The organism is Pseudomonas sp. P65(2024), assembly GCF_057480955.1.
In genome coordinates, this window is record NZ_JBLIYX010000009.1 from 159,470 (window position 1) to 178,981 (window position 19,512).

The following is a 19,512-nucleotide window of genomic DNA, read 5'->3' on the forward strand; positions in this document are numbered from 1 at the left end:
CTTTTTTTTAGTTGGCGATCAGCAGCTCATGGGTCTTCAGGTCGGCCTCATGGGCGGCAAGGATCTCCGGCAGCGAATTGCGCAGGTACTCGACCCAGGTCTTGATCTTGGCATCCAGGTACTGGCGCGACGGGTAGATCGCGTACAGGTTCAGTTCCTGCAGGCGGTATTCCGGCATGATCCGCACCAGGCTGCCATCGCGCAGGCCGTCGATGGCCGAGTAGATCGGTAGCACGCCCACGCCCATGCCGCTGCGGATCGCGGTCTTCATCGCGTCCGCCGAGTTGACCTGGAACGGCGAGGTGGTGATGTTGACCATCTCCTGGCCTTCCGGCCCGTCGAACAGCCACTTCTCCAGCGGGATCACCGGGCTGACCATGCGCAGGCAGGCATGCTTGAGCAGGTCGGCCGGCTTGTGCGCGCTGCCGTGGCGGGCCACGTACTCGGGCGAGGCGCAGACGATGCTGTAGGTGATGCCCAGGCGCTGCGAGACGAAGCCCGAGTCCGGCAGCTCGCTGGCCAGCACGATGGACACGTCGTAGCCCTCGTCCAGCAGGTCGGGCACGCGGTTGGCCATGGTCAGGTCGAAGGTGACGTCCGGGTGCGACTCGCGGTAGCGGGCGATGGCATCGACCACGAAGTGCTGGCCGACGCCGGTCATCGAATGCACCTTCAGTTGCCCGGCAGGGCGAGCGTGGGCGTCGCTGGCCTCGGCCTCGGCTTCTTCCACGTAGGTAAGAATCTGTTCGCAGCGCATCAGGTAGCGCTTGCCAGCCTCGGTCAGCGCGATGCGCCGGGTGGTGCGGTTGAGCAGGCGGGTTTGCAGATGGGCTTCCAGGTTGGAGACCGCCCGCGACACGTTCGCGGTGGTCGTATCCAGTTGCGCCGCGGCAGCGGTGAAGCTACCGAGCTGGGCCACGCAACTGAAAGCACGCATGTTTTGCAGGGTGTCCATGGGTCACTCTCGGTTTAGAGGACAAAATTGTGACATGAAGTTGCGGAATTTCGCTTCCGACTAAAGCCGGATTATCGCTGTTTTGGTAACAAAGATTCGCAGGAATCTGCGCTTATCGCCAATGAAACCCGCCCCTAGAATTGCCCGGCCCCTTCACCTCTTCCTCGGGAAATCGCAGCTGTGCCGCGTCGCCACATCAGAGCGCTCCATGCGTTCAGTGCCTGTGCCCTTTGTCTCACCTTGAGCGGCTGTATCGGAACCTGGGGCACCGCCCCGCAAAGCAATACCCTCCAAGCCAACCAACTGACCACCGACGCCGCGATCCGCGAGGCCGCGCGCGACGCCCACTGGCCGGCCCAGCAATGGTGGCGCGACTATGGCGACCCACAGCTCGACGCCTGGATCGCCCAGGCGCTGGCCGGCAGCCCGAGCATGGCCATGGCCGCCGCGCGGGTGCGGGAAGCCAAGGCGATGGCCGGCGTGGTCGAGTCGGCGGAAAAACTGCAGGCCAATGGCAACGCCACGCTCAAGCGCCACAACTGGCCCGAGGATCAGTTCTACGGCCCGGGCGCGCTGTCCGGCGCCAACACCTGGGACAACAACGCCGCCATCGGCTTCAGCTACGCCCTGGACCTGTGGGGCCGCGAGCGCAATGCCAGCGAGCAGGCCGTGGACCAGGCACACATGAGCGTCGCCGAGGCACGCCAGGCTCAACTGGAGCTTGAGAACAACGTGGTGCGCGCCTATATCCAGCTCAGCCTGCATTACGCCCGGCGCGATATCGTCCAGGCCGAACTTGCGCAGCAGGAGCAGATCGTCGCCCTGGCCAAGCGTCGCCTCGACGGCGGCATCGGCACCCATTTCGAGGTCAGCCAGGCCGAAGCGCCGTTGCCGGAAACCCACCGCCAGATCGACAGCCTCAACGAGGAGATCGCCCTGACCCGCAACCAGCTGGCCGCCCTGGCCGGCAAGGGGCCGGGGGAGGGTGCCAAGCTGCAACGCCCGACTCTGACCCTTGGCGCGCCGCTGAAACTGCCGTCGAACCTGCCCGCCGAACTGGTCGGCCAGCGTCCCGACGTGGTCGCCAGCCGCTGGCAGGTGGCGGCCCAGGCCCGTGGCATTGACGTGGCCCACGCCGGCTTCTTCCCCAACGTCGACCTGGTCGGCGGCCTTGGCTTCATGGCCACTGGCGGCGGCCCGCTGGAGTTCCTCACCGGGCGCAAGTTCAACTACAACGTGGGGCCGGCCATCAGCCTGCCGATCTTCGACGGCGGCCGGCTGCGCTCGCAATTGGGCGTGGCCTCGGCGGGTTATGACGTGGCCGTGGCGCGCTACAACCAGACGGTGATCGGCGCGTTGAAGAACATCTCCGACCAGCTGATCCGCCGCGAGTCGATGAAGGAGCAGGCGCACTTCGCCGCCGAGTCGGTAGCCGCGGCGCAGAAGACCTACGACATCGCCACCGTCGCCTTCCAGCGTGGCCTGACCGATTACCTCAACGTGCTCAACGCCCAGACCCTGCTGTTCCGTCAGCAACAGGTGCAGCAGCAGGTGCAGGCCGCGCGCCTGGCCGCCCACGCCGAGCTGGTCACCGCCCTGGGCGGCGGCCTGGAGGCGGGCAAGGACGTGCCGGATGAGCAGCGTCAGGCCGCACCGAAAACCCCGGCCACCCTGGCCATCTTCGATCAGCCGGACCACGCCGAATGAGCGCATCGAGCTTGCCCCTGCGCTGGCTGCGGAGCCTGGAATGGCGCCGGGGTTTCTTCGCCTGGGCGCGCACCGACGGGGTCACCTGGGTCTACATCTTCAAGGTGCTGGCCGCCGCGTTCATCACCCTGTGGCTGGCCATGCGCCTGGAGCTGCCGCAGCCGCGCACGGCGATGATCACTGTGTTCATCGTCATGCAGCCGCAGAGCGGCCATGTGTTCGCCAAGAGCTTCTACCGGGTACTCGGCACCCTGGCCGGCTCGGCGATGATGGTCGCGCTGATGGCGATCTTCCCGCAGAACACCGAGCTGTTCCTGCCCAGCCTGGCGTTGTGGGTCGGCCTGTGCTCGGCGGGGGCCATGCGCTACCGCACCTTCCGCGCCTATGGCTTCGTGCTGGCCGGTTACACGGCGGCGATGATCGGCCTGCCGGTGTTGCAGCACCCTGACCAGGCGTTCATGGCGGCGGTGTGGCGGGTGTTGGAGATCGCCCTGGGGATTCTCGTCTCGACCTTCGTCAGCGCCGCGATCCTGCCGCAGTCGGCCAGTGCCGCCATGCGCAACGCCCTGTACCAGCGCTTCGGCGTGTTCGCCGGGGTGGTGGTCGAGGCGCTGCGCGGCGACAGCCAGCGCGACCGCTTCGAGACCAGCAACGTGCGCTTTGTCGCCGAGGCGGTGGGCCTGGAGAGCCTGCGCAACGTCACCGCCTTTGAAGATCCGCACATGCGCCGACGCTCCGGCCGCCTGGTGCGGATGAACAGCGAGTTCATGGCCATCACCACGCGCTTCAACGCCCTGCACCGGTTGCTCGAGCGCCTGCGCGCCCGTGGCCCGCTGCAAATCGTCAGCGCCATCGAGCCTGGCCTGGGTACCCTGGCCGAGTTGCTGCAGCCCTATGTAGGCCGGGCGTTGACCGATGCCGACGCGCTGCGCCTGGCCTTGGAACTGGGCACCTACAAGGAAGGCCTGCAGGCCCAGGTGCGCGGCCTGCGCGCCGAGTACCTGCAGACCAACCCGAGCGAGTCCGATCTGCTCGATTTCCACACCGCCTTCGAGCTGCTCTATCGCTTCGTCGACGAGATGTACAGCTATGCCGAGACCCATGCCTCGCTGGCCGTGCACAAGCACGAACGCGAGCAGTGGGACGAGCCCTACGTGGCCCAGACCAGTTGGCTGGTATCGCTGGCCGCTGGCGTGCGCGCCTCGGCGGTGCTGCTGTTGCTGGGCAGCTACTGGCTGCTCAGCGACTGGCCCAGCGGCGCCATGATGACCCTGATCGCCACGGTCACCGTGGGCCTGTCGGCGGCCTCGCCGAACCCCAAGCGCATGTCGTTCCAGATGGCCTGTGGCACGGCGATCGGCGCCTTCGTCGGGTTCTTCGAGACGTTCTTCGTGTTTCCCTGGATCGACGGTTTTGCGCTGCTGTGCATGGTGCTGGCGCCGGTGTTCGTGCTTGGGGCGTTCCTCGCTTCGCGCCCGGCCTATGCCGGTTACGGCCTGGGCCTGCTGGTGTTCTTCGCCATCGGTTCGGTGCCGAACAACCTGACGATCTACGACCCCTACACTTTCATCAATGACTACATCGGCATGGTCATCGGCATGTTCGTCTGCGCCGCGGCCGGGGCGATCATCCTGCCGCCCAACAGCCGCTGGCTGTGGAGCCGCCTGGAACAGGAACTGCGCGAGCAGGTGCTGTTCGCCATCGGCGGGCGCCTGCGCGGGTTGGGCTCGGCGTTCGAGAGCCGCACCCGCGACCTGCTGCACCAGGCCTATGGCCTGGCCGCCGGCAAGCCGCAGGTGCAGAGCGAGTTGATGGGTTGGATGTTCACCGTGCTGGAGATCGGCCACGCCATCATCGAACTGCGCAAGGAGCAGGATCGCGCGCCGATCCATCCGGCCTACGCCGAGTCGCAGCCCTGGCGCCAGGCCATCCGCGTGATGGGCCGGGCCCTGGCGCGGCTGTTCCTGCAGCCCAGCGCCAGCAACCACGAGCGCGCCCTGGTGGCGGTGGACCACGCCATCAGCCGCGTGCAGGCCACCGACGAACCCTTCGCCCGGCACTTCGACACCTCGGTGCTGCGCCGGGCGCAGAGCTACCTGCACTTCATCCGTTCCTCCCTGCTTGACCCACAGTCGCCGCTGGCACCGGCGAAAGGAATGCACCATGCCCCGTGAGATCGCCTTCCATGGCGTGTACATGCCCACCATGACCTTGATGTTCCTGTTCGCCCTGGGCCTGGCCTGGGGCCTGGACCGGTTCATCGCAAGCGTTGATGGCTATCGCTTCTTCTGGCACCCGGCGCTGTTGCGCCTGTCGCTGTTCGTCTGCCTGTTCGGCGCCCTGGCGCTGTCGCTCTACTGGTGAGAATCCTGCAATGAAAAAGTTCTTCAGCCTGATCGCCACCCTGCTGGTGCTGGCCGCCGCCGTGGCGATCGGCCGCCAGTTGTGGCTGCACTACATGACTACGCCATGGACCCGCGATGGCCGGGTGCGCGCCGATATCATCAACGTCGCCGCCGATGTGCCGGGCTATGTGGTGGACGTACCGGTCAAGGACAACCAGCGGGTGAAGAAGGGCGACGTGCTGATCCGCATCGACCCCGAGCACTACCAGCTGGCGGTGGACCAGGCCAAGGCGCTGGTGGCCTCGCGCAAGGCCACCTGGGAGATGCGCAAGGTGAATGCCAAGCGCCGCGCCGATCTGGACAACCTGGTGATCTCGAAAGAGAACCGCGACGACGCCAGCAATATCGCCAGCTCGGCACTGGCCGACTACCAGCACGCTCAGGCCCAGCTCGCCGCTGCCGAGCTGAACCTCAAGCGCACGCAGATCGTCGCCACCGTCGATGGCTACGTGACCAACCTGAACATCCACAAAGGCGACTATGCTCGCACCGGCGAGGCGGTGATGGCGGTGGTGGATGAGCAGTCGTTCTGGGTGTATGGCTTCTTCGAGGAGACCAAGCTGCCCCACGTGAAGGTGGGCGATGTGGCCGAGTTGCAGATGATGAGCGGCGAGCGGATCAAGGGGCATGTGGAGAGCATTGCCCGTGGCATCTACGACCGCGACAACCCGCAGAGCCGTGAGCTGATCGCCGACGTGAACCCGACCTTCAACTGGGTGCGGCTGGCGCAGCGGGTGCCGGTGCGGATCCATATCGATGAAGTGCCGGATGGGTTCCTGCTGGCGGCGGGGACCACGTGCACGGTGGTGGTCAAGGCGAGCGCGGAGTGATCCAAGCAGACCATCGCGGGGCAAGCCCGCTCCCACGAGTATGAGGATGCTCTGGGAGCGGGCTTGCCACGCGATGGTGGCGGTGAGCTTATCGCGAGACTTCAGCCAACGTCAGTCGGCACGCCTACCAGAACGGGTACATGTGCCCGATCAATCACCTTGGCACTGATCGACGGATCCAGCAGCCTTCCGACCCGCGACAAGTGGCGGTGGCCGATGATGATCAGCTCGCATTCAAGCTCCCGGGCCTTGGTGATGATCGCCTCCACCGGCTGGCCGGCGACCATGCAGCCCAGGCTTTCGAAGCCGGCTTCGCACAGGATGCCCACGGCGCTGTTCACGGCGTGCTCGGCCAATTGCTGTTCGTCGCAGGCCGCGGGGTACTCCTCCAGCTCCTCCTCAGTGTAGGCCGTGCGGTGATCGTGCACGGCGAAGGTCGAGTCGATGGCCAGCAGCACGTGCAGGGTGTGTTCGCCCGGGCGGCAGTAGCGGCGGGCTAGGTCGAGCAGGGCGTGGCTGGCGGGGGAGGCGTCGATGGCGATCAGGACCGGGTGGGGCATGGGCAATCCTTTGGAGAATGGATGGCAGTGTTGGCCTCATCGCCGGCAAGCCGGCTCCCACAGGGAGATGCGCTGCCAGTGGGCGCCGGCTTGCCGGCGATGAGGCCACACCATTCTCGGTTCATTCGCCCACATGGATAAATGGCCGCCCACGCACGGTGCCATTGCGCCTGACGCAATCCACCAACCTGATACCATCGCGTTTCCCACAGCTGTCACGGAAAACGGCCATGCAACTCCCGGACATGAACCTGCTCGTCGCCCTCGATGCCCTGCTCGACGAAGGCAGCGTGGTCGGCGCCGCCCAGCGCATGAACCTGAGCCCGGCGGCCATGAGCCGCACGCTGGGGCGTATCCGCGAGGCCATGGGCGACCCGATCCTGGTACGCGCTGGCCGTGGTCTGGTGCCGACACCACGGGCACTGGCCCTGCGCGACCAGGTCCGGGCGCTGGTGGAGCAGGCCGGTCTGGTGTTTCGCAGTGGCGACGAGGTCGACCTGCCGAACCTCGACCGGGCCTTCAACATCCGCACCAACGACCTGTTCATCGCCCTGTATGGCGCGCGCCTGCTGCACATGATGCTCGAGCAGGCGCCGAACACCGTGCTGCGCTTCGTCCCCGAGCACCAGGGCGACGATGACCTGGTGCTGCGCCACGGGCAGATCGACCTGGTGGTCAGTTCGAGTATCGACATGGGGCCGGAGATCAAGGTGCAGAGCCTGTTCGACACCTGGTTCGTCGGGCTGGCGCGGGCCGACCACCCGATCTTCGACGCCGAGATCACCCCGGAGCGCTTTGCCCGCTATCCGCAGATCAGCGTGTCACGACGCGGACGGGCCAACGGCCCCATCGATGTGGAGCTGGGCACCCATGGCGTGCAGCGCAGGGTGGCGCTGATCACGCCGAGTTTCCATTCGGCGATGTTCTCGTTGCCAGAGTCGGACCTGATCCTGCCGATGCCGGCGAACATCCTCGGCAGCGTGACCAAGTTCGGCCTGCCGCTGCGCTCGTTCGAGATCCCGGTGCCGCTGGAGCGGGTGCGGGTGATGCAGGCCTGGCATCCGCGTTTCGACAACGATCCGGCGCATCGCTGGTTGCGCCAGACCATGCGCGCCTGCTGCGCGGGCGAGCCCACGCCGGCCTCAAACCCTGCGCGTTCCCTGTAGGAGCGGCCTTGTGTCGCGAAAGGGCCGCAAAGCGGCCCCGACGATCTTTGCATGAACGCTGAAATCCTGGGGCTGCTGCGCAGCCCTTTCGCGACACAAGGCCGCTCCCACAGAGTCCCAGCAAGGCTCGAGTGCAACGGTGAACCGGTGGGAGGGGGCCCACGAAGCGGGCGCCGCCGATCTCCATGGATTGCGTCTGACGCAACATAAACCTGCCAACAAGTCAGTTTTCGTCAGTATTCGACCTACTTAGACTTGCTCCAGCCCTGAATTTGTTGCTGGAGATGTCTATCCATGAGTTCCCTGACCGCGCCCTGCGCCGCGCTGGCCGCCGCTCCCGCACCGGCCGCCCCCGCGCAGACGGCGTTCGGCCTGCGGGTAGTGGTCGGGCTGTTCGGCGTGTTGCTGGCGGTGCTGTGCGCCGGGCTAAACGAGGCGGTGACCAAGATTTCCCTGAGCGACATTCGTGGCGCCATGGGCATCGGCGCCGACGAAGGTGCCTGGCTGTTGGCGGTGTATGCCGCCGCCTCGGTCTCGGCCATGGCCTTCGCGCCCTGGCTGGCCACCACCTTCTCGTTGCGCCGCTTCACCATGAGCGCCGTCGGCGTGTTCGCCGTGCTTGGCCTGATCCAGCCCTTCGCCCCCAACCTGCATAGCCTGATGCTGCTGCGTGTGCTGCAGGGCTTCGCCTCGGGCGCCTTGCCGCCGATGCTGATGAGCGTGGCGCTGCGTTTCCTGCCGCCGGGGATCAAGGTCTACGGCCTGGCCTGCTACGCCCTGACCGCCACCTTCGGGCCGAACCTCGGCACGCCGTTGGCGGGCCTGTGGACCGAGTACGTCGGCTGGCAGTGGGCGTTCTGGCAGATCATCCTGCCCTCGCTGCTGGCGATCGCCTGCGTCGGCTGGGGCCTGCCCCAGGATCCGCTGCGCCTCGAGCGCTTCAGGCAACTGGACTGGCGCGGCGTGTTGCTCGGTCTGCCAGCGATCAGTTGCATCGTCCTCGGGCTGTCGCTGGGCGACCGCTGGGGCTGGTTCGACTCGCCGCTGATTTGCTGGTTGCTCGGCGTTGGCGTGTTGCTGCTGGCGCTGTTCATGTTCAATGAATGGTCCGAGCCGCTGCCGTTCTTCCAGTTGCGCATGCTCACGCGACGCAACTTGAGCTTCGCCCTGGTGACCCTGGCCGGGGTGCTGGTCGTGCTCTCGGGCGTGGGCAGCATTCCGTCCGCCTACCTGGCGCAGATCCAGGGCTACCGCCCGGCGCAGACCAGCCCGCTGATGATGCTGGTGGCCATGCCTCAACTGATCGCCCTGCCGTTGACCGCGGCGTTGTGCAACATCCGTGCGGTGGACTGCCGCTGGGTGTTGGCGATGGGCCTGGCCATGCTGGCGGCCTCGTGCGTGGGCAGCAGCCTGCTGACCTCGCAGTGGATCCGCGGCGACTTCTACCCGTTCTACCTGCTGCAGGTGTTCGGCCAGCCCATGGCGGTGCTGCCGCTGCTGATGCTGTCGACCAACGGCATGCCCCCGCAGGAAGGCCCGTTCGCCTCCGCCTGGTTCAACACGGTCAAGGGGCTGTCGGCGGTGATCGCCGGTGGTCTGCTCGATGCCCTGGGCACCCTGCGCCGGCATTTTCATTCCAACCACCTGGTCGACAGTCTGGGCAACGCGCCGCTGATCGACGACAACGCCGCTGGCCTGGCCAAGCGCATCCATGAACAGGCCCTGGTGCTGACCTCGGCCGACCTGTACCTGGTGATGGCGGGTATCGCCGTCGCCCTGATCTGCCTGATCCCCTTCGTGCCTACCCGGATTTTCCCGCCGCGTGCGGTGGCCTGATCCGTGGATGAATCCGAGACCTTGAAATGACCAACAAGCGCAAGACAATCCTTATCGGCTCGGTGCTCGCCGTGGCCGTGCTGGCCGCCATCGTCGGCCCCTGGATGTTCGGCAGCGACCATCGCCAGAGCACCAACGATGCCTATGTAACCGCCGACTACACCGTGGTCGCGCCGAAGGTGGCGGGCTTTATCAAGGAGGTGCTGGTGGAGGACAACCAGCAGGTGAAGGCCGGCCAGTTGCTGGCGACCATCGACCCGCGTGACTACCAGGCCGCCCTCGACGCGGCCCAGGCCCAGTTGCTGGTGGCCAGGGCGCAGAGCCTGGATGCCCGCGCCACCCTCGAGCGCCAGGCCTCGCTGATCGCCCAGGCCGAGGCCGCGGTGAAGGCGGCCCAGGCCGAAGCGGCCTTCGCCGATCATGAGGTAACCCGCTACAGCCGCCTGGCCGAGCAGGGCGCCGGCACTGTGCAGAATGCCCAGCAGGCGCGAAGTGGCGTTGACCAGGCCCGCGCCCGGCTGGCCAACACCCAGGCGGCGCTGGTGGCGACGCGCAAGCAGGTGGATATCCTCGGCGCCCAGGTGGCCAGTGCCGATGGCCAGCTGAAACGGGCCGAGGCCGGCCTGGAGAAAGCCCGACTGGATCTGTCCTACACCCGCATCACCGCGCCGGTGGACGGCATGGTCGGCGAGCGCGCCCTGCGTGTAGGCGCCTACGTAAACCCGGGCGCGCGGCTGTTGTCGGTGGTGCCGCTGGCGCGCGCCTACATCGTCGGCAACTTCCAGGAGACCCAGTTGACCCATGTGCAGCCGGGCCAGCCGGTGAGCATCAGCGTCGATACCTTCTCCGGCGAGAAACTCCACGGCCGCGTCGAGAGCATCGCCCCCGCAACGGGCGTGACCTTCGCCGCTGTAAAGCCGGACAACGCCACCGGCAACTTCACCAAGGTGGTGCAGCGCATTCCGGTGAAGATTGTCTTCGACGACGGCCAGCCGTTGCTGGAGCGCTTGCGGGTGGGCATGTCGGTGGAGGCGGTCATCGACACCCAGGGTGACACGCTGGCCGGTAAAGAGGTGACTGCGCGATGAAAGCGGCATCACGCTTGAGTCCTTTGCTGCTGGCCATGTTGCTTGCCGGCTGCACACTAGGACCGGACTTCCAGAGCCCGGCCAGCGAAGCGCCTCAGGATTGGGCCTCGTTGCAAGGAGAGGCCGCGGCCAGCCAGCCGGTCGCCGAGCCAATGGAACTGCGCTGGTGGGACAGTTTCCACGACGCCCAGTTGAGCGCGCTGATCCAGAAAGTCACCGAGCGCAACCTCGACCTGCAGATGGCCAGTGCCCGCCTGCTGCAGAGCCGCGCCTTGCGCAGCACCGTGGCGGCTGACGAGATGCCCACGGTGGATGCAAACGCAGGTTACAGCCGGGCGCGCAACAGCGCCGAAGGGTTGAACGACCCCTCCGGCAAGGCCGGCAAGTCGGCGTACAACTTGTGGCAGGGTGACCTGGTCGCCGGTTGGGAACTGGACCTGTGGGGGCGCGTGCGCCGCCAGGTCGAGGCCGCCGACGCGAGCGTGGCGGTGGCCGAAAACGACCGCCGAGGCGTGCTGTTGGCGCTGTTGTCGGAGACTGCCGGCAACTACATCCAGCTGCGGGCCGTGCAGCACACCCTGGATATCACCCAGGACAACCTCAAGGTCGCCCGGCACAGTCTGAAACTGTCCGAAGGCCGCCAGGCCGAAGGTGTCGCCACCCGGCTCGATGTCGCCCAGGCCAGCGCCCAGGTGGCATCGATCGAGGCGCGCCTGCCGACTCTGAAGGCGCGTCGCGACGACCTGATCAATGCCCTGAGCCTGCTCGCCGCCGAACCGCCGCGCAGTTTGCAGGCCCAGCTGCTGCAAGGCGGTGAGCTGCCCGCGCCGCAGCAGCGTTTCGCCATCGGCGTGCCGTCGGAGCTGGCCGAGCGCCGCCCTGATATCCGCCAGGCCGAGGCCCGGCTGCATGCGGCCACCGCCAGCATCGGCGTGGCCAAGGCCGATTTCTATCCAAGCATCCGCCTGTCCGGGAGTGTCGGTTTCCAGGCCATGCAACTGTCCGATTTCGGGGCCTGGGACTCGCGCCGGTTCTCTTTCGGGCCGCAACTGTCGTTGCCGATCTTCGAGGGCGGTCGGCTCAAGGGCCAGCTGGAGCTGCGCGAGGCCCAGCAGCAGGAGGCGGCGCTGAATTACCGCAAGGTGGTGCTGGGCGCCTGGCATGAGATCGACGATGTGCTGCGTCTGTACAACGCCAGCCAGTTGCGCCGTGATCACCTGGCCGAGGCGGTGCGGCAGAACCGCATCGCCCTGGAGACCGCGCAGCGCCAGTACGTGGAAGGGGCGGTGGACTTTCTCAACGTGCTGACGGTGCAGTCGGCGTTGCTGGCCAGCGAGGAGCAGTGGATCGACAGTTCGGCGGCGGTATCGCAGGCGCTGGTGGGGCTGTACAAGGCGCTGGGTGGCGGCTGGCAGGCGTTCGATCAGGTCTGAGCAGTATCGCGGGGGCTCCCAGGTATGCGTAGGAGCGGCGGTGCGCCGATGCGACTTGCCCCGCGATGACGTCAGAGCGGTCGCAACAATCCGAAGCGCTTGCGCAACACCCAATCCAGCAGGCGCTGCGGCAACAGCCGGGCCATCAACGGCAAGGCCGTGCTGCCATTGCCGATACGCACCAGCGCAGGCACCGGCGACTTGCGGGTCGCCGCCAACAATCCCTGGGCAAACACCGCCGCCGGTGTCGGCCGATCCTGCGAGGCCCTCGCCCGGGCCTGAACTTGCTCGCGCAGCGGCCACCACGGCGAACTGCTCGCCAGCACCTGCTCGGCCTGCTGTTGCGCATTGCTGGCGAACTGCGAGGCGATCGCGCCCGGCTGCACCTCCATGACCCTGACCCCGAAAGGCGCCAGCTCCAGGCGCAGGGCATCGCTCAGCCCGTGCACGGCGGCCTTGGAGGCACAATAGGCACCGGCGAAGGGCGTCACCAGCACACCCGACACGCTGCCGATGTTCACCACCAGCCCCCGGGAACGGCGCAGCAGCGGGAACAGTGCCTGGGTCACGCCGACCAGGGCGAAGACATTGGTCTCGAATTGCTGGCGCATGGCCTCGACGCCGCCGTCGAGCAGCGGGCCCATGGCGCCGTAGCCGGCGTTGTTGATCAGGATGTCGAGGCTTTGCAGCTCCTCGGCCAGACGAGCGAGGGCTTCTGCGTCGTTCACGTCCAGTTGACGGGCATTGAAACCGGCGGCGGCCAGTTGTTCGACATCCTGTGCCTTGCGGGCGGTGGCCCAGACTTCATGGCCGGCATCGCGGAAGGCGTCGGCCAGGGCGCGGCCGATGCCGCTGGAACAACCGGTGATCAGGACGGTGGGCATGGGGCGGGCCTGTGTTCGGAAGAGAGGATTCAGTTGGCGAATGTACCTTGCAGGTGCTCGGCACGGAACTCCAGTGTTTGTGGCCGATAGCCCGAGCGCAGCGGTGGCAATGGCAGGCAATCGGTCCATTCGGCGCCCGGCTGCAGTTCCCCGGGGCCACGATAGCGCGGTGCGGCGTAGGTGTTCTCGGCCAGATTCACGGTATCGCCCGGCGCATAGGCGCCGACGCGCCAGCGCAGTTCACTGAGCGGGACTTGGTTGCCGTTCTTCATGCGCACCTGCAGGGCGCGGTCGGCGGGGCACTGGTCGGGGGCGTAGACCAGGCGGATATCGAGGCGGGCCAGTTGCGAGGCTTCGCGGGTGTCCTGCCAGACCACGTACAGCGCCACCAGCCCCAGGCCACAGACGCCAGCCATGGAAATCGGCAGGGCCTTGGCCGGGTAGCGCAGCAGCAGGACCAGCCAGGTGAGAACGAGCAGGGCGCCGATGATCATGGTGGGGCAGGCCTTGGTGGCGGGGGTTCGATTATCTTGGAGCGCCGAGCTGCAAGCTGCAAGCCACAAGAAAAAGCGAAACGGCGGCGAATCGAACATTTCGATTCACCGCCGTTTCGCTTTTTCTTGCCGCTTGCAGCTTATGACTTGCGGCTGTTACTGCGCGATGGTCTTCACCGAAACCCCACGCTCCACTGGCGTCGAAGTCCGCCCATACACATCCTCGAACCGTTCGATATCATCCTCGCCCAGGTAGCTCCCGGACTGCACCTCGATGATCTCCAGCGGGATCTTGCCCGGGTTGCGCAGGCGGTGCACCGAGGCGATGGGAATGTACGTGGACTGATTCTCGGTGAGCAGGAACACGTTCTCGTCGCAGGTTACTTCGGCGGTGCCGGACACCACGATCCAGTGCTCGGCACGGTGGTGGTGCATCTGCAGCGACAGGCTGGCGCCGGGTTTGACGGTGATGTGCTTGACCTGGAAGCGCCCGCCCATGTCCACCGAGTCGTACGAGCCCCACGGGCGGTACACCTCCAGGTGGTTCTGGGTTTCCGTGCGGCCCTGGGCGTCAAGGGTGTTGACCAGCTGCTTGACCCCCTGAACCTTGTCCTTGTGGGCGATCATCATGGCGTCCTTGGTCTCGACCACCACGATGTTCTCAAGGCCAATCACCGACACCAGCTTGCCGTTGCCGTGAATCATGCAGTTGCGGCTGTCCTGCACCACCACGTCGCCCTTGGTGACGTTGCCGTCGGCATCCTTCTCGTGCACGTCCCACAGCGACGACCAGCAACCGACGTCGCTCCAGCCGGCCGACAGCGGCACCACGCAGGCGCGCTGGGTCTTCTCCATTACCGCGTAGTCGATGGAGTTGTCCGGGCAGCAGGCGAAGGTGGCTTCGTCGATGCTCAGCGCATCGGTGTCCTCCTGGCTGCGCTCCAGGGCCAGCAGGCAGGTGTCGTAGATGTCCGGGTCGTGCTTTTTCAGCTCTTCGAGGAAGCGGCTGGCGCGGAACAGGAACATGCCGCTGTTCCAGAAGTAGCCGCCGGCGCGGACGAACTCGTTGGCGCGCTTCTCGTCGGGTTTCTCGACGAACTGCGCGACCCGCGCCACGCCCTCGGGCAGCAGCGCGTCCTGGCTCGAGCGGATGTAGCCGTAGCCGGTCTCGGGCTTGGTCGCCGGTACGCCGAACAGCACCATCTCGCCGCGCTCGGCGGCCACGGTGGCCAGGGCCAGGGCGCGTTGCAGGGCCTTCTGGTCCTCGATCACGTGGTCGGCCGGCAGCACCAGCATCAGCTCGTCACGGCCTTCGTTGACCAGTTTCATCGCGGTCATGGCCACCGCCGGCGCGGTGTTGCGGCCGAACGGCTCCATGAGGATGGCCTGGGTTTGCAGTTGCAGTGCGTTCAACTGCTCCTGGACGATGAATTTGTGGTCCTTGTTGCAGACCACGATAGGCGTGTCCATGCCATCGAACACCAGGCGTTCGATGGTCTGCTGGAACAGGGTGTGTTCGCCGGTCAGGGCCAGGAACTGCTTGGGGAACTGCTTGCGCGACAGAGGCCACAGACGCGAACCGCTACCACCAGAAAGAATTACCGGGATCATCATGTTTCTCCAATAGTCGTTTAGAGGCAGGGGAATCAGTTGCTAGCCACGGGGCGAGTGACCCATACCGGCGACAGGCTATTGCCGGAACCGGTGACATACAGCACGGCGGCTTCGCCGCGCGCCAGGGCGACGGGTTTGACGTCGCCGACTTTCTTGTCGCCTTGATACAGGGCCAGGTTGACCTTGACCGGGTTGATCTCGCGCTCGCCACGGCCCTTGGCGGCCACCGGGCTGACCACTTCGGTCTTGCCGTCGGCGGTCTTCAGGGTCAGCGACTGGTCGCTGAGGTTCTGCACCCGCACCAGGGCCTTCTGCTTGTTCTTGAACGGCGGCTCTTCGATAAGCTGCGGGTTGCCGCTGCTGCTGTTGACCAGGGTGTAGTACTTGTCGGCGGCGAGCTTCACCGGGACGCTCTTGCCGCCGACCTGGGCGGTGTAGTCACCGCCGGGCAGGAAGCTGAAGTCGCTGCTGGCCTGGGCGCCGACCTGCTTGATCTGGGTGTTGCCGACCGACGCGGCGGCGGGGCTGCCGGCGGCGTTGTACAGGCGCACGAAGGTCGAGCCTTTCGGCGCGCTCGGGCCATAGAGGGCGGCATCGGCGCCGGCGAAGGCCTGCAGCGAGGCCAGGGACAGGCCGGCGGCGAGGGTGAGGGCTTTGGCAATGGAAGTCTTGGTGGTCATGTGCGTATTCCTCTCTATCTTCAGTGGTCCGTCCGATTGGACGACAGGGCCAGGTTTTCTTCGGATTGACGGGAGTTCTTCAGCTGCGCGATCCACTGCGGATCGAAGGCGCTGAGGTCGTTCTTCATTGGCAGATACCGTTCGGGGAATTCCCACACCACGACCTGTGGCGGGGCGTTCTTGAAAGCGTCGCTCTGCAGGTACTTGAGCATCGGCAGCAGCGGGCCGTGGCCGTCCTCGGCGTAATTGGCGACGTCGCTGTGCAACGCCTGCTGCAGGGCGCCGAGGAAGTTCCAGTGCGGGTTGGCGCTGTAGCTGGTGCCCACCAGCGCCACCGGGATCCGGCTGTCGGTGAACAGCGCATCGTCGCCTTCGGCCTGCACCGGGTGGGTCTTGCGTTGTTGCAGGGTGTCGGGGGTGGGCAGCAGGTTGCTGAACAGTGGATCCAGCGGCAGGAAGTTAGTCAGGTCGCCCTTGTACGGCGCGCTGGCGCCGGCCTCGGTGATGTACGCCTGGGGCTCGCCGGTGAGCAGCTGCTGGCGATCGACGGCTTCGGCCAGCGATTGCGCGACCACTTCGGCGCCCATCGGCGTCCAGTGGGTGTCGGTACGCAGGAACACCTGGCCGCGGGCCTTGGCCTGCTCCAGCGGCGCCAGCAGGTCGGGGGCGAACACATTGGCCTGGCGCGCCTGGGCGTGGAACTGGTTGAACAGCTCGTCGTGCAGGCTGGCCGGCGCCTCCTTGCCGATGTATTCGGAATAGAGGCGGGCCTTGGCCGGGACGATCGCCAGCACCAGTTGCACGCCCTGGCGTTGCAGTGCGTCACGCACTCCACGCACCAGTGCCAGGTTGTCCTGTATCTGTTGCTGCGCGCCGGCGGTGGGCTTGAACTCCTCGTCGGTGAACAGCCACTGGTCGCGGCCCAGCACCACGCCGGGGCGGCCTTCGTTGAACAGTTTGAAGTCCAGCGCGGCCCACAGGTTGGTGCCAACGCGCTTGATCGGGAACTGCTCGTCGTAGTGGGTCTCGGCGGCCTTGGCCAGCTTGCCGTCGAGCAGGGTCATCTGCCCTGTGCGGTTGAAACTTTCCAGCCCGCCGACCGACCATGCGCCCAGCCCGACCAGCAGGCCCATGAACGTCAGCGAATAGGTGATGCGAAGTGTCCGGTTCATGATTCAGGCCTCAGAACTGGAAGTACAGGAACGGTGAGTAGCTCTGCGCCGAGAGCTTGAGCACCGAGGCGGCGAACAGCAGCAGGACCAGGGCGCGGGTCATGATCCGCGTCCAGTCCAGGCCCACCGAGCCGTCGGCGTTGATCTGCACCGGGGTGGCCTTGGGCGCGGGCGTTGCATTGCGGTAGAAGTCGCGCAGGCCGAAAAACGCCAGGCTCAGGTAGGCGACGATCAGCGTGGCCACCTGCAGGCCGGTGAGGTTGGCGCGGTTGAGTTCCGACAGCTGCCAGTCGCCGAAGCTGAACATGGCGCCGTACATGCGCGCCGCCACGTGCAGGTTCTCGGCGCGGAAGATCACCCAGCCGACCACCACCAGGAGGAAGGTGAAGGCCCATTTCACCGGGTTGAAGCGCTGCGGGTTGGTGTCCAGCCCCAGTGCGCGCTCGATGGCCAGCCACAGGCCGTGCCAGGCGCCCCAGATGATGTAGGTGAAGTTGGCGCCGTGCCACAGCCCGCCCAGCAGCATGGTCAGGAACAGGTTGCGGTAGGTGTTGAAGGTGCCTTTGCGGTTGCCGCCCAGGGTGATGTACAGGTAGTCGCGCAGCCAGGTCGACAGGCTGATGTGCCAGCGCCGCCAGAACTCGGTGATCGACTGGCTGATGTAGGGCTGCTTGAAGTTCTCCATGAAGCGAAAGCCCATCATCAGGCCCAGGCCGATGGCCATGTCGCTGTAGCCGGAGAAGTCGAAGTACAGCTGCGCGGTGTAGGCCAGCGCGCCGAGCCAGGCGTCACCGGTGGTTGGGTTCTCGAGGGCGAAGCAGTGGTCGGCGACCACCGCCAGGGTGTCGGCGATGAACACTTTCTTGATGAAGCCCTGCATGAAGCGGGTGCAGCCTTCTGAGAACTTGTCCAGGGTATGGGTGCGGTTGTTGAACTGGTCGACCAGGTCCTTGAAGCGCAGCACGGGGCCGGCGATCAGGTGCGGGAAGATCGCCACGAAGGCGGCGAAGTCGATCAGGTTGCGGGTGGCCGGGGTGTCGCCGCGGTACACGTCGATGATGTAGCTGATCGACTCGAAGATGTAGAACGAGATGCCGATCGGCAGCAGCACGTGGGTGAGGATGAACGGCTCCAGCCCCATCGAGGTCATGATCGCGTTGAGGCTGTCGACGCCGAAGTTGGCGTACTTGAAGTAGCCGAGGATGCACAGGTCGACGCCCACGCCCAGCAGCAGCCAGCGCTGCGCGGGCTTGGTGCGCACGCCGGCGGCGCCGACCTTCAGGCCGATCCAGTAGTTCCACAGGGTGACCCCGGCGAACAGGGCGAGGAAGTCCACCCGCCACCAAGCGTAGAAAATGTAGCTGGCAACCAGCAGCAGCAGGTTGCGATAGCGGTTCCCGCTCACGTAGTACAAGCCGAGGAAAACCGGCAGGAACAGGAACAGGAACACGTTGGACGAGAAGACCATCCCGGTTCTCCTAGTTATGCACAGCACCTGGGGCACAGCGCCCCCCAAACCCCCCGCGAAAATGCAGGGGAAACCTTTGTTGCCTAAACCATTGATGGGCCGCAAAGCGGCCCCTGGCCTTACTTCTTTTCTGCGCCCGGGTCATAGACCCGCGTCACATCGCCCCCCAGCCTGAAACTGTTGAACGGCTGCATGTCATGCTTGCGCTCGAGGGTGTCGCCGACGCACTGGTACAGCGCGCACCACGGCTCGAGCCAGGCGTACTTGCTGTCGATCTTCAGGTCCTTCAGGTCCTGCTTCACGCCGGCGCGGGTTTTGAAATGAACAGGGTCGCGGGCACCTGCCAGCACGCCTTCGCCAAGCCGTTGCAGGGCGAAATTGTTTTCCTTACGCAGGTCCACGCCGTTGGCCTGGGCGAAGCTGGCGATCATCGCCAGCGGCGGCAGGGCGTAGTTGTGGTAGGCCAGGGCGCGTTGCTTGCGCTTGACCTCGTTGGGCAAGAAGCCCTGCTCGTCGATCTGGTTGACGCCGACCTTGTATTCCTTCACCGCCCAGTCGAACAGATCCTGCTGGTCGGTGGCGACGGCGGTGGCCATCACCGACCAGGCCGCCCAGTAACTGTGGTTGTTGATCTTGTCCAGCGGCAGGTCGCTCCAGTCGCGCACGGTCTGGCGCGCCAGGCGCACGAACCATTTCTCGATCTGCTCGGCTTCGGCGCGGTGCGCCGCCAGTGGCTGCGAGTTGGAGAACTTCAGGCGCAGCCACGAGCCGCTCATGCTGCCCAGGGCCCATTTGCGCATGGACTTGCCGGTATGGTTGTAATCGGTGGACATCAGCGCATCGGCGCGTGCCCAGGTGTCGAGCCAGGTCAAGGCGCAGTCCAGTTGTGCCGGGCGGCCGTCGCGCATGTACTGGCCTACCATCTTGCTGACGCCTTTCTCGAGGGTGGTGATGTCCTCGGTGGATTTGCGGAAGGCTTTTTCCGAGGCGACATTGAGCGTCGCCCGGGCCTTGTCCGAACCTTCGTACTTGCTGCGAAACTGCAGCGCGCCGGTATAGGGCTTGGGCGCGGCTTCGCAGCGGAAATTGCCGTCGCCTGTCTTGAGCTTTTCGATGCCCTCGTAGTAACCCTGGGGCGGTACCAGCGCGGCCTGCGCCGCGCCGCCGAACAGGGCGAGGGCGAGCAGGGCGGGAGCGGTCTTGCTGCTGATGGTGGTCAT

17 protein-coding genes are annotated in these 19,512 nt (G+C 66.0%); 8 read left to right on the forward strand and 9 right to left on the reverse strand.

Annotated elements, in window-relative coordinates; all coding sequences use genetic code 11:
* Positions 1–7: 7 nt before the first annotated feature.
* Positions 8–955 carry a LysR family transcriptional regulator gene (locus AC25MA_RS14770; RefSeq protein WP_028689548.1) on the reverse strand — a complete coding sequence of 316 codons (948 nt, stop codon included), beginning with the start codon at positions 953–955 and terminating at the stop codon, positions 8–10.
* Positions 956–1,135: 180 nt separating this feature from the next.
* Here AC25MA_RS14770 and AC25MA_RS14775 point away from each other — a divergent pair, with 180 nt between their 5' ends.
* The 4 genes from AC25MA_RS14775 to AC25MA_RS14790 are packed head-to-tail and all read left to right on the forward strand — an operon-like array spanning position 1,136 to position 5,897.
* Positions 1,136–2,662, forward strand: coding sequence for an efflux transporter outer membrane subunit (locus tag AC25MA_RS14775; protein ID WP_486972147.1), 1,527 nt, complete (start codon positions 1,136–1,138; stop codon positions 2,660–2,662).
* Positions 2,659–4,836: an FUSC family protein gene (locus AC25MA_RS14780; protein WP_028689550.1), complete on the forward strand. Its 2,178-nt coding sequence runs from the start codon at positions 2,659–2,661 to the stop codon at positions 4,834–4,836. The genes AC25MA_RS14775 and AC25MA_RS14780 overlap by 4 nt, the downstream gene beginning before the upstream one ends.
* Positions 4,826–5,026: a DUF1656 domain-containing protein gene (locus tag AC25MA_RS14785; RefSeq protein WP_028689551.1), complete on the forward strand. Its 201-nt coding sequence runs from the start codon at positions 4,826–4,828 to the stop codon at positions 5,024–5,026. The genes AC25MA_RS14780 and AC25MA_RS14785 overlap by 11 nt, the downstream gene beginning before the upstream one ends.
* A gap of 10 nt (positions 5,027–5,036) precedes the next feature.
* The gene (locus AC25MA_RS14790; RefSeq protein ID WP_028689552.1) at positions 5,037–5,897 is read left to right on the forward strand and encodes an efflux RND transporter periplasmic adaptor subunit; all 861 of its coding nucleotides are present in this window, start codon (positions 5,037–5,039) and stop codon (positions 5,895–5,897) included.
* A gap of 101 nt (positions 5,898–5,998) precedes the next feature.
* Here AC25MA_RS14790 and AC25MA_RS14795 read toward each other — a convergent pair whose 3' ends face one another.
* On the reverse strand, positions 5,999–6,457 hold the full coding sequence (locus tag AC25MA_RS14795) for a universal stress protein (protein ID WP_028689553.1): 459 nt from the start codon (positions 6,455–6,457) through the stop codon (positions 5,999–6,001).
* Between the two features lie 230 nt (positions 6,458–6,687).
* Between AC25MA_RS14795 and AC25MA_RS14800 the strand changes: the two genes are divergently transcribed.
* The 4 genes from AC25MA_RS14800 to AC25MA_RS14815 all read left to right on the forward strand — a co-directional run bounded on the left by AC25MA_RS14800 (position 6,688) and on the right by AC25MA_RS14815 (position 11,980).
* Positions 6,688–7,623, forward strand: coding sequence for a LysR family transcriptional regulator (locus tag AC25MA_RS14800; protein WP_028689554.1), 936 nt, complete (start codon positions 6,688–6,690; stop codon positions 7,621–7,623).
* A gap of 294 nt (positions 7,624–7,917) precedes the next feature.
* A complete protein-coding gene (locus AC25MA_RS14805) occupies positions 7,918–9,459 on the forward strand; it encodes an MFS transporter (protein ID WP_028689555.1) in 1,542 nt (513 codons plus the stop codon).
* Between the two features lie 26 nt (positions 9,460–9,485).
* Entirely contained in the window at positions 9,486–10,547 is a 1,062-nt protein-coding gene (locus AC25MA_RS14810; RefSeq protein ID WP_028689556.1) for an HlyD family secretion protein, read from the forward strand.
* Entirely contained in the window at positions 10,544–11,980 is a 1,437-nt protein-coding gene (locus AC25MA_RS14815; protein ID WP_486972148.1) for an efflux transporter outer membrane subunit, read from the forward strand. The genes AC25MA_RS14810 and AC25MA_RS14815 overlap by 4 nt, the downstream gene beginning before the upstream one ends.
* Positions 11,981–12,051: 71 nt before the next feature.
* On the opposite strand, the gene AC25MA_RS14820 is transcribed toward AC25MA_RS14815, so the two are convergent.
* From AC25MA_RS14820 to AC25MA_RS14850, 7 genes are all read right to left on the reverse strand, one after another.
* Positions 12,052–12,864 carry an SDR family oxidoreductase gene (locus tag AC25MA_RS14820; RefSeq protein WP_028689558.1) on the reverse strand — a complete coding sequence of 271 codons (813 nt, stop codon included), beginning with the start codon at positions 12,862–12,864 and terminating at the stop codon, positions 12,052–12,054.
* A 29-nt stretch (positions 12,865–12,893) separates the two neighbouring features.
* Positions 12,894–13,358, reverse strand: coding sequence for a hypothetical protein (locus tag AC25MA_RS14825; protein WP_028689559.1), 465 nt, complete (start codon positions 13,356–13,358; stop codon positions 12,894–12,896).
* 156 nt (positions 13,359–13,514) lie between these two features.
* Complete coding sequence (locus AC25MA_RS14830; RefSeq protein ID WP_028689560.1) at positions 13,515–14,969, reverse strand: mannose-1-phosphate guanylyltransferase/mannose-6-phosphate isomerase; 1,455 nt, start codon at positions 14,967–14,969, stop codon at positions 13,515–13,517.
* Between the two features lie 35 nt (positions 14,970–15,004).
* A complete protein-coding gene (locus AC25MA_RS14835; RefSeq protein ID WP_028689561.1) occupies positions 15,005–15,652 on the reverse strand; it encodes an alginate O-acetyltransferase AlgF in 648 nt (215 codons plus the stop codon).
* Between the two features lie 20 nt (positions 15,653–15,672).
* Positions 15,673–16,824, reverse strand: coding sequence for an alginate O-acetyltransferase (locus AC25MA_RS14840; RefSeq protein WP_028689562.1), 1,152 nt, complete (start codon positions 16,822–16,824; stop codon positions 15,673–15,675).
* Positions 16,825–16,834: 10 nt separating this feature from the next.
* Positions 16,835–18,292, reverse strand: a complete 1,458-nt coding sequence (locus tag AC25MA_RS14845; protein ID WP_062364582.1) for an MBOAT family O-acyltransferase — start codon at positions 18,290–18,292, stop codon at positions 16,835–16,837.
* 119 nt (positions 18,293–18,411) lie between these two features.
* Positions 18,412–19,512 carry a mannuronate-specific alginate lyase gene (locus AC25MA_RS14850; protein WP_486972149.1) on the reverse strand — a complete coding sequence of 367 codons (1,101 nt, stop codon included), beginning with the start codon at positions 19,510–19,512 and terminating at the stop codon, positions 18,412–18,414.